The sequence below is a fragment of the Pseudomonas sp. 05N434 genome, from assembly GCF_056396965.1.
In genome coordinates, this window is the sequence record NZ_JBFTMK010000211.1 from 1 (window position 1) to 9,337 (window position 9,337).

Sequence of the window (9,337 nt, forward strand, 5' to 3'; positions counted from 1 at the left end):
GGCATGAGGTGGCCTATCACGGCTACAAACACGAATCTTTTTACGCCCTGACGCTGGAGCAGCAGAAGGACGTGATGCACAAATCCCGCGAGGTGTTCTGGAAGTACCTGAACATCCGCGCTGAAGGTTTCCGCACGCCGTCCGGCGACTGGCGGGCCGAAACGCCGGCCATGCTGGTGGAAGCCGGTGTGACCTATTCCAGCAGCATGCGCGGCGATGACCGGCCCTACCTGGTCAAGGTGCCGGGCTTCGATACACCACTGGTGGAAATCCCCGGCCGCTGGGAAATGGACGACTACGCCTCCCTCGCCTACACCCGCGCACCGGACTTCCCTTCCGGGCTGGACCGAACCGCCAGCTACGAACTGACCCTCGATAACTGGTGCCGCGAGTTCGATGGCGCCATGGCTGAAGGGCTGTGCCTGACCACCCTGTTCCATCCCAAGATCACCGGCAAACCGGGCCGCATCCTGTTACTGGAAAAACTCTTCGAACACATGCGCCAACGCGATGACGTGTGGTTCGCCACCTGCCGCGATGTCGCCCACTGGTGGCTGAAGGAGCATCACCATGGCTGATTCCATTGTCTGGCCCAACGGCTACCGCTGCGCCGTGGTGCTGACCGTCGATTACAACGACATCCACGGCATCCTCACCCAGGCGCCGGAAGTCGCCGGGCGCGACAAGACCTTGTCGGTGTGGCGCTACGGCACCCAGCGCGGGGTCGAGCGTTTGCTTGGCGTGTTCGCAGAACTGGGGGTTTCCAGCAGCTGGTTCGTGCCCGGCATCGTTGCCGAGGAAAACCCGCAACACCTCCGGGCGATCCAGGCCGGCGGGCACGAGATTGCCTGCGCCGGCTACCGCCATCAGCACTACGACCACCTGACTCTGGCCGAGCAAAGCGCCGAAATCGCCAAGGGCTGCGCGGCCTTGAGCGCGCTGACCGGTCAGCGTCCGACAGGCTTTCGCATTCCCGCCGGCAATGGCGCACCCGGCTTCATCGAGGCGTTGCGCGAGCACGGTATCCGTTGGTCCTCGTCATGGCGCGGCGATGATTTGCCCTTCGCTCACCCGACGGCGCCCGAGGTGATCGAACTGCCGTTGCACTACGAACTGGAGGACGAGCCCTATTTCGCCTTCAACCTCAGCCCGGCGGTGCCACCGGCGCAATCGCGCATCGCCTCTTACAGCCACACCCTTGGCAATCTGARGATGGACTTCGCCGGGTTTCACCGGTTCGGCTTGTGTTACGTGCTGCGGCTGCACCCGGAAATCATCGCCACGCCAGGGCGGATCGGCGTGTTGCGCGAGTTGCTGCAAAGCATTCAGCAGCACGATGACGTGTGGATCGCCACCGGTGCCGAAGTGGCTCAGTGGTGGGCAGAGTCGGCGGCGCCAGTGACCGAGGATCATCCGGCGGCTGTATATGAGCGGCATTATCGGGATTACGGCGTATGAAAGATCAGGCGGGCATGCGGATGGAGCGGTTGGCGCAGTTCTGCGTCGATACGCGCTTCGAAGATTTACCCGCCGCGTTGGTGGAGCAGGCCAAGCGGCACATTCTCGACACCTTCGGCGCAGCCCTGGCCGGGGCCGGCAGCGATGTCGCCAGACAGGCGCATCAGGTGTTCAAGGGGGAAGCCGGCAGCACGTTGGTCTGGGGCACCGATCAACGAGTCGGCGCGGCGCAAGCCGCCATGCTCAACGGTATCGCCGCGCATGCCCTGGAGCTGGACGATACCGGCGGCTGCGACCATTCCGGCGCGGTGGTGCTGCCGGCGGTGATGGCGGCGCTGTCGATGTCAACGAAGCCAGTAGACGGCCGCGAACTGATCACTGCGGTGGTGATCGGCTACGAAATCGGCCGTCGGGTGCTCGAAGCCTGCGGCAGTTACTCGGCCCATAACGCCGCGCCCGAGGCGTTGGACGCCGAACTGGGCCACGTATGGAAACTCGCGCGCTGCTCGATCAAGCCCTATGCGGCTTGCCGTGGGACCCATTCGGCGATCGACGCATTGGGCCTGTTGCTCGATCAATTGCAGGTCAGCGCCGAGCAGGTCGAGGACGTTCAGGTATCGCTGTGCGGATTCCTTCAAGACATGTGCGGTGGCCAGGACGTCAGCACGTTGCCGGCGGCGCAGATGAGCCTGCGTTATGCCCTGGCGGCCCGGCTGCTCCATGGGCATTGCCGATTGGAAGCCTACGACGATGAACAGCGCCGCCACCCGCGGATTGCGCACTGGATGTCGCGTATTCGCCTTGAAGTCGACCCGCAACTGTCCGAGGATGGCGAGCCTATGGTCAGCGTGCGGACCGTGGACGGTCGGCAAGCAAGCCTGTGCGTTGAGGTGCCGTTGGGGGCGCCGGRCAATCCGCTGAGTGATGGGGCGCTGGAGGAGAAATTCTTCAGCCTGGCCGAGCGGGTGATACCGCTACAGCAGGCAAAAGAGCTGCTGGAGCAGTTGTGGCGGCTGGAAGAACTGGAGTCGGTTCGGGCGCTTGATCGGTGGCTGAGTTGAGCCTGGCGTTGCGCGTCGAACACCACAGAATCTGAATAAGGACATTTGCCCCATCGTGGCCACTTACTCCCTCGTTATCCGCCGGCTGATGATCTGCTCGCTGACCATCGTCGTCAGTCGCGCCATCACCAGCCCGTTGCTCACGCTGTTCCTGAGCACCAAGCTCGGCCTCAACCAACAGGACGTCGGCCTGCTGCTCGGGATTGCGGTGTTCATCGCCACCCTGCTCGCGCTCTATGGTGGTTACATCATCGACCGCCTCGAAAAGCGTCGGCTGTTGATCCTGGCCATGCTCTCCAGTGCCATCGGCTTCGTGCTGCTGACCTTTGCCGAAAACCTCTACCTGACCACCGCGACCCTGGTGATCACCGAAACCGCCTCGGCGCTGTTTCTGATCGGGTCCAAGGCGATTCTCAGCGACAACCTGCCCATGGGCCAACGCGCCAAGGCTTTTTCGCTGCGCTACACCCTGACCAACATCGGCTACGCCACCGGCCCGATGCTCGGCGTGGTGATCGCTGGCGTGTACCCGATTGCGCCGTTCCTGATCGCCGGCGGCATCGCGTTCTTCAGCATTTTCCTGATGAGCGGCATTCCCAAGGACCCGGCCCAGACATCCGCCATCGGCCAGCCCCAAAGCTTTCTCAAAACCCTGGTCACCCTGAAAAACGACCGCACGCTGATCATGTTCACCTGCGGCTGCCTGCTCAGCACCGTGGTCCACGGTCGTTTTACCTTGTACCTGTCGCAATACCTGCTGGTGACCCACGACTCCAAACGAGCGCTGGAAACCATGGCCGCCCTGCTCGCCTGCAACGCCATCAGCGTGATCCTGCTGCAATACCAGATCGGCCGGTTTCTCAAACGCGAACAACTGCGTTACTGGATTGTCGGCGGCAGCAGCCTGTTCATCCTCGGCTTGATCGGTTTCAGCCTGGCCGACAGCCTGGTGAGCTGGTGCATCGCAATGTTCATTTTCACCCTCGGCGAAATGATCATATACCCGGCCGAATTCCTCTTCGTCGACACCCTGGCCCCGGAAGAACTGCGTGGCAGCTACTACGGCGCGCAGAACCTCGCAGCCCTCGGTGGTGCGCTGAGCCCGGTGATCTGCGGCTTCTTGCTGATGCACATGCCCGCGCCCACCATGTTCTACGCCCTGAGCGCGTTGACGGCGATGGGTGGTTTTCTCTGTTTCATGAGCGGTCGACGCGTCGCGATACTGCAAAAATAATGCATTGAAGCTGCATTAATATGAATTTGTCAGTATCGGTAATGACCGGCACACTGTGCGCCGTTCCTCCCCCAATAGTTGGAACCACTTCAAGGGCTTTCCGGGTATCCGGACAAGCCTTTTTTTTGCCCTGGTTTTTGTCAAAGGATCGATGTTCGTCATGCTCGCTCACTGGTTGCCCGCCGCCATCAACACCCGCCCCTCCGAATGGAGCCGTGCCGCCATCGGCATGGCCATGGGGACGATGTTCAGTGTCTGGTTGTGCGGCCAGGTGTTCGGCATCGACGTGGCGCTGCATCTGATAGGTCCGTTGGGCGCGTCGGCGGTATTACTGTTCGCCGTGTCCTCGGGTGCGCTGGCCCAGCCGTGGTCGATTCTTGGCGGTTACCTTTGCGCGGGGGTGATCTCGCTGCTGGTCGCTCACGTACTCGGCCGCACCCTCGGCAGCGCCTGCCTCGCGGCGGGCATGGCGCTGATTCTGATGTGCTGGCTGCGTTGCCTGCACCCACCCGCCGGGGCGCTGGCGCTGCTGATGGTGCTGGCAGACCCGACGACCATCGCCATGGACTGGAAAGCCCTCGGCCCGGTAATGCTCAGTGGCTCGACGATGCTGCTCAGCGCGTTGGCGTACAACAACTTCACGCGCATTCGTTACCCCAAGCGTCCCGCCGAACCGGCCCCGCTAATGCCCGCGGCCGACAGCCAGGCGATCACCGCCGAAGATCTGCGACGGGCACTCGCCGACATGGAGGCCTTTTACGACGTCACCCCTGAAGACCTCGAGCAGTTGATTCATGCCAGTGAATTGCATGCCAAGCGCCGCAGTATCGGTGAAGTGCTGAGCAGCAGAACCTGAAGGCATCTTTGTGGCGAGGGGGCTTGCCCCCGTTGGGTCGCGAAGCGGCCCCAAAACCTGCTAACGAGTTTTTCCAGGCATACCTCATTGCCCTTATCTGCGGCTGCTGCGCAGTCGAACGGGACGGTGCGGCGATCCGACAAGCCCCCTCGCCACAAATTCAAGGTTGATTCAAAACGGAGTCAGGCTGCCGAAGGCTGCGATCTTTTGATTTTGCACTAAGGTAAAAATGCAGAAAGAACCTGCACGTATCTCGGTTGTACAGGGCAAATTTGCACTGTTACGATCCTGCATCGCTCGCGCGCGAGCTTCTCAATAAAGAACAATAAAAGCAGGGAGTTAGTGATGACTGCTCAGGTTTCATCCCCGGGGACACCGTCCATGGATGCCACGCAAAACGAAGTGTTGGCCGAGGTTCGCAATCACATCGGTCACCTGACCCTCAACCGCCCCGCCGGCCTCAACGCCATTACCCTGGACATGGTCCGCAGCCTGCAACAGCAACTCGATGCCTGGGCACAGGATCCGCAGGTGCATGCGGTAGTGTTGCGCGGTGCTGGCGAGAAAGCCTTCTGTGCCGGCGGCGATATCCGCTCGCTGTACGACAGCTTCAAAAGCGGCGACACGCTGCACGAAGATTTCTTCGTCGAGGAATACGCCCTCGACCTCACGATCCATCACTACCGCAAACCGGTCCTGGCCTTGATGGACGGCTTTGTCCTGGGCGGCGGCATGGGGCTGGTGCAAGGCGCCGATTTGCGGGTGGTCACCGAGCGTAGCCGTCTGGCGATGCCGGAAGTGGCCATCGGTTATTTCCCGGACGTCGGCGGCAGCTACTTCCTGCCGCGCATTCCCGGTGAGCTGGGCATCTATCTCGGCGTCAGCGGGGTGCAGATCCGCGCCGCCGATGCGCTCTATTGCGGCCTGGCCGACTGGTATCTGGAGAGCGCCAGACTGGGCGAGCTGGACGAGCGACTCGACCATCTGGAATGGCACGACACCCCGCTCAAGGACCTGCAAGGCGCGCTGGCGAAACTCGCCGTGCAGCAACTGCCGGTAGCGCCGCTGGCGGCGCTGCGGCCGGTCATCGACCACTTCTTCGCCCTGCCCGATGTGCCGAGTATGGTGGAACAACTGCGTGCAGTGACCGTCGCCGACAGCCATGAGTGGGCCATGGCCACCGCCGACTTGCTGGAAAGCCGTTCACCGCTGGCCATGGGCGTGACCCTGGAAATGCTGCGGCGCGGTCGGCACCTGAGCCTGGAGCAGTGCTTCGCCCTCGAACTGCACCTGGATCGCCAGTGGTTCGAACGTGGCGACCTGATCGAAGGCGTGCGCGCCTTGCTGATCGACAAAGACAAGAACCCGCGCTGGAACCCGCCGACCTTGCAGGCGCTGGACGCCGAGCACGTCGCGAGTTTTTTCACCGGGTTTGACCAGAGCGGGAGCTGAGCCATGCACGATATCGAATTGAGCGAAGAACAAGTGATGATCCGCGACATGGCCCGGGATTTTGCCCGCGGCGAAATCGCGCCCCACGCACAAGCCTGGGAAAAGGCCGGCTGGATCGATGACGGTCTGGTGGCAAAGATGGGGGAACTGGGGCTGCTGGGCATGGTGGTGCCCGAGGAATGGGGCGGCACCTATGTCGACTACGTGGCCTACGCGCTGGCGGTGGAAGAGATTTCCGCCGGTGACGGCGCCACCGGCGCGCTGATGAGCATCCACAACTCCGTGGGCTGCGGGCCGGTGCTGAATTACGGCACCGAAGAGCAAAAACAGCAATGGCTGCTGGACCTCGCCAGCGGCCAGGCCATCGGTTGCTTCTGCCTGACCGAACCGCAAGCCGGTTCCGAAGCCCATAACCTGCGCACCCGCGCCGAACTGCGCGACGGCCAGTGGGTGATCAACGGCGCCAAGCAATTCGTCAGCAACGGCAAACGGGCGAAGCTGGCAATCGTTTTCGCCGTGACTGATCCGGAGTTGGGCAAGCGTGGCATCTCGGCATTCCTGGTGCCGACCGAAACAGCGGGGTTCATCGTCGACCGCAGTGAACACAAGATGGGCATCCGCGCTTCCGACACCTGCGCCGTCACCCTGAACAACTGCACCGTCCCTGAAGCCAATTTGCTGGGTGAACGCGGCAAAGGCCTGGCCATCGCCCTCTCCAACCTCGAAGGCGGCCGTATCGGCATCGCTGCGCAAGCCCTGGGCATCGCCCGTGCGGCGTTCGAAGCGGCGCTGGCTTACGCGCGGGATCGGGTGCAGTTCGACAAGCCGATCATCGAACACCAGAGCATCGCCAATATGCTGGCCGACATGCAGACCCGACTGAACGCCGCGCGCCTGTTGATCCTGCACGCCGCGCGCTTGCGCAGTGCCGGCAAGCCGTGCCTGTCGGAGGCTTCACAGGCCAAGCTGTTTGCCTCGGAGATCGCGGAGAAAGTCTGCTCGTCGGCGATTCAGATTCATGGCGGGTATGGGTATCTGGAKGACTACCCGGTGGAGCGTTACTACCGGGATGCGCGGATCACGCAGATTTATGAAGGGTCGAGCGAGATACAGCGGATGGTGATTGCCCGGGAACTCAAGAACTACCTGATCTAAAAAGCTTCGCGGGCAAGCCTCGCTCCTACAGGGGAATGCATATCCTCTGTAGGCGCGAGCGGTGCGGCGATCCGACTTGCCCGCGAATACGTCCGTGAGAACGCTACATCACTTGCCTTGGAATTCGGCCTCACGCTTGGCAATAAACGCCGCCATCCCTTCCTTCTGATCCTGCGTGGCAAACGCCGCATGGAATACCCGGCGTTCAAAACGCACGCCTTCCGACAGGCTGACTTCAAAGGCGCGGTTGACGCTTTCCTTGATCATCATCGCAATCGGCAGTGATTTCTTCGCAATCAGCGCCGCGACTTTCAGCGCTTCGTCCACCAGATCATCCGCCGGCACGATGCGCGCCACGATCCCGCAACGCTCGGCTTCCACCGCATCGATCAAGCGCCCGCTCAAGCACATTTCCATGGCCTTGGCCTTGCCCACGGCGCGGGTCAGGCGCTGGGTGCCGCCCATGCCCGGCAAGACGCCGAGGTTGATTTCCGGTTGGCCGAACTTTGCATTGTCGCCGGCCAGGATGAAGTCGCACATCAGCGCCAGTTCACAGCCACCGCCCAAGGCGAAACCGTTGACCGCGGCAATGATCGGCTTGCGGCGGTTGGCCACGCGATCGCTGTCGCTGAACAGGTCGTCGAGGTAGATCTGCGGGTAGGTCAGCTCGGCCATTTCCTTGATGTCGGCACCGGCGGCGAAGGCTTTTTTCGAGCCGGTCAGCACGATGCAACCGATGTTCGAATCGGCTTCCAGGCCATCGAGGGCGTGGTTCAGTTCACTGACGATTTGGGCATTCAACGCGTTCAAGGCTTGCGGACGGTTGAGGGTGATCAGGCCGACACGGCCGTGGGTTTCCAGCAAAATCGTTTCGTAGTTCAGCTCTTTATTGCTCACAGACGGGACTCCTTCTCAAAGATTGCGCGAAATGACCATGCGCTGAATGTCGCTGGTGCCTTCGTAGATCTGGCACACCCGCACGTCGCGGTAGATACGCTCCAGCGGGAAGTCGTTCAGGTAACCGTAACCGCCAAGGGTTTGCAACGCCGAGGAACAAACCTTTTCGGCCATTTCCGAGGCGAACAGTTTTGCCATCGACGCTTCGACCAGCGCCGGTTTGCCGCTGTCGCGCAATGCCGCCGCGTAATGCACCATCTGCCGGGCCACGGCGATCTGGGTGGCCATGTCGGCCAGGCGGAACGCTACCGCCTGGTGCTCGATGATCGGCTTGCCGAAGCTCTCGCGTTCGCGGGCGTAGTCGCGGGCCGCTTCGAATGCGGCGCGGGCCATGCCCACCGATTGCGAGGCGATGCCGACACGTCCGCCTTCGAGGTTAGCCAGGGCGATCTTGTAACCTTCGCCCTCCTCACCCAGTCGATTGGCCACCRGCACTTTCACATCCTCGAAGAGGATCTGGCAGGTATCGGAGGCATGTTGACCGAGCTTGTCTTCGACCCGCGCGACTTTATAGCCCGGCGAATCGGTGGGCACGATCAGCGCGGTGATCCCGCGTTTGCCGGCACTCGGGTCAGTCACCGCAAACACAATCACCACCCCGGCGTTTTGCCCGGAAGTGATGAACTGCTTGCAGCCGTTGAGCACGTAGTGATCGCCTTCCAGCCGGGCACGGGTTTTCAGGCTGCTGGCATCGGAGCCGGCTTGCGGTTCGGTCAGCGCAAACGCACCGAGCATCGCGCCGCCGGCCAGCGGTTTGAGGAAACGTTCTTTCTGGTCGTCGTTGCCGAACTTGAGGATCGGCACGCAACCCACCGAGTTGTGCACGCTCATGATGGTCGAGCAGGCGCCGTCGCCGGCAGCGATTTCTTCCAGGGCCATGGCGTAAGCCAGGTATCCGGTGTCACAACCGCCCCACTGCTCCGGCACCAGCATGCCGAAGAAGCCCAGGTCAGCCATCTCGCTGATGGCTTCCTTGGGGAAGCGATGTTCGCGGTCCCATTCGGCGGCGAACGGTTTCAGCCGTTCCTGGGCAAACTGCCGGGCCGCGTCGCTGATCTGAAGTTGTTCGTCGTTGGGGATCATGCCAAGTCCTTAAAATTCAAGTTGAAACGCAAGACCTGTGGGAGCCTTGTGGCGAGGGGGCTTGCCCCCGTTGGGCCGCGG

General features: G+C 62.1%; 9 protein-coding genes. 7 read left to right on the forward strand and 2 right to left on the reverse strand.

Going from position 1 to position 9,337, the window contains the following annotated elements; all coding sequences use genetic code 11:
• The 7 genes from AC1DLB_RS14960 to AC1DLB_RS14990 all read left to right on the forward strand — a co-directional run.
• Nucleotides 1-578, forward strand: a 578-nt coding sequence (locus AC1DLB_RS14960; protein WP_477785197.1) for a polysaccharide deacetylase family protein, incomplete at its 5' end; no start/stop codon positions are given.
• On the forward strand, nucleotides 571-1,458 hold the full coding sequence (locus tag AC1DLB_RS14965) for a polysaccharide deacetylase family protein (protein WP_477785198.1): 888 nt from the start codon (nucleotides 571-573) through the stop codon (nucleotides 1,456-1,458). The genes AC1DLB_RS14960 and AC1DLB_RS14965, both read left to right, overlap by 8 nt.
• 14 nt (nucleotides 1,459-1,472) lie before the next feature.
• Nucleotides 1,473-2,519, forward strand: coding sequence for an MmgE/PrpD family protein (locus AC1DLB_RS14970; protein WP_477785201.1), 1,047 nt, complete (start codon nucleotides 1,473-1,475; stop codon nucleotides 2,517-2,519).
• Between the two features lie 55 nt (nucleotides 2,520-2,574).
• Nucleotides 2,575-3,753 carry an MFS transporter gene (locus tag AC1DLB_RS14975; RefSeq protein WP_477743125.1) on the forward strand — a complete coding sequence of 393 codons (1,179 nt, stop codon included), beginning with the start codon at nucleotides 2,575-2,577 and terminating at the stop codon, nucleotides 3,751-3,753.
• A gap of 160 nt (nucleotides 3,754-3,913) precedes the next feature.
• Entirely contained in the window at nucleotides 3,914-4,609 is a 696-nt protein-coding gene (locus AC1DLB_RS14980) for an HPP family protein (RefSeq protein WP_477743126.1), read from the forward strand.
• A 345-nt stretch (nucleotides 4,610-4,954) separates the two neighbouring features.
• A complete protein-coding gene (locus AC1DLB_RS14985; RefSeq protein WP_477743127.1) occupies nucleotides 4,955-6,061 on the forward strand; it encodes an enoyl-CoA hydratase/isomerase family protein in 1,107 nt (368 codons plus the stop codon).
• Nucleotides 6,062-6,064: 3 nt separating this feature from the next.
• A complete protein-coding gene (locus AC1DLB_RS14990; RefSeq protein ID WP_477785199.1) occupies nucleotides 6,065-7,216 on the forward strand; it encodes an acyl-CoA dehydrogenase family protein in 1,152 nt (383 codons plus the stop codon).
• Between the two features lie 108 nt (nucleotides 7,217-7,324).
• Here AC1DLB_RS14990 and AC1DLB_RS14995 read toward each other — a convergent pair whose 3' ends face one another.
• Together AC1DLB_RS14995 and AC1DLB_RS15000 are read right to left on the reverse strand one after the other, a co-directional pair.
• Entirely contained in the window at nucleotides 7,325-8,098 is a 774-nt protein-coding gene (locus AC1DLB_RS14995) for an enoyl-CoA hydratase (protein WP_019649661.1), read from the reverse strand.
• Between the two features lie 30 nt (nucleotides 8,099-8,128).
• Nucleotides 8,129-9,256 carry an acyl-CoA dehydrogenase gene (locus tag AC1DLB_RS15000; RefSeq protein WP_477785200.1) on the reverse strand — a complete coding sequence of 376 codons (1,128 nt, stop codon included), beginning with the start codon at nucleotides 9,254-9,256 and terminating at the stop codon, nucleotides 8,129-8,131.
• Between the last annotated feature and the right edge of the window lie 81 nt (nucleotides 9,257-9,337).

Coding starts and splice junctions, on each gene's coding strand:
- AC1DLB_RS14980 (WP_477743126.1), top strand. CDS start 3,914: ATGCTCGCTCACTGGTTGCCCGCCGCCATCAACACCCGCCCCTCCGAA.
- AC1DLB_RS14985 (WP_477743127.1), top strand. CDS start 4,955: ATGACTGCTCAGGTTTCATCCCCGGGGACACCGTCCATGGATGCCACG.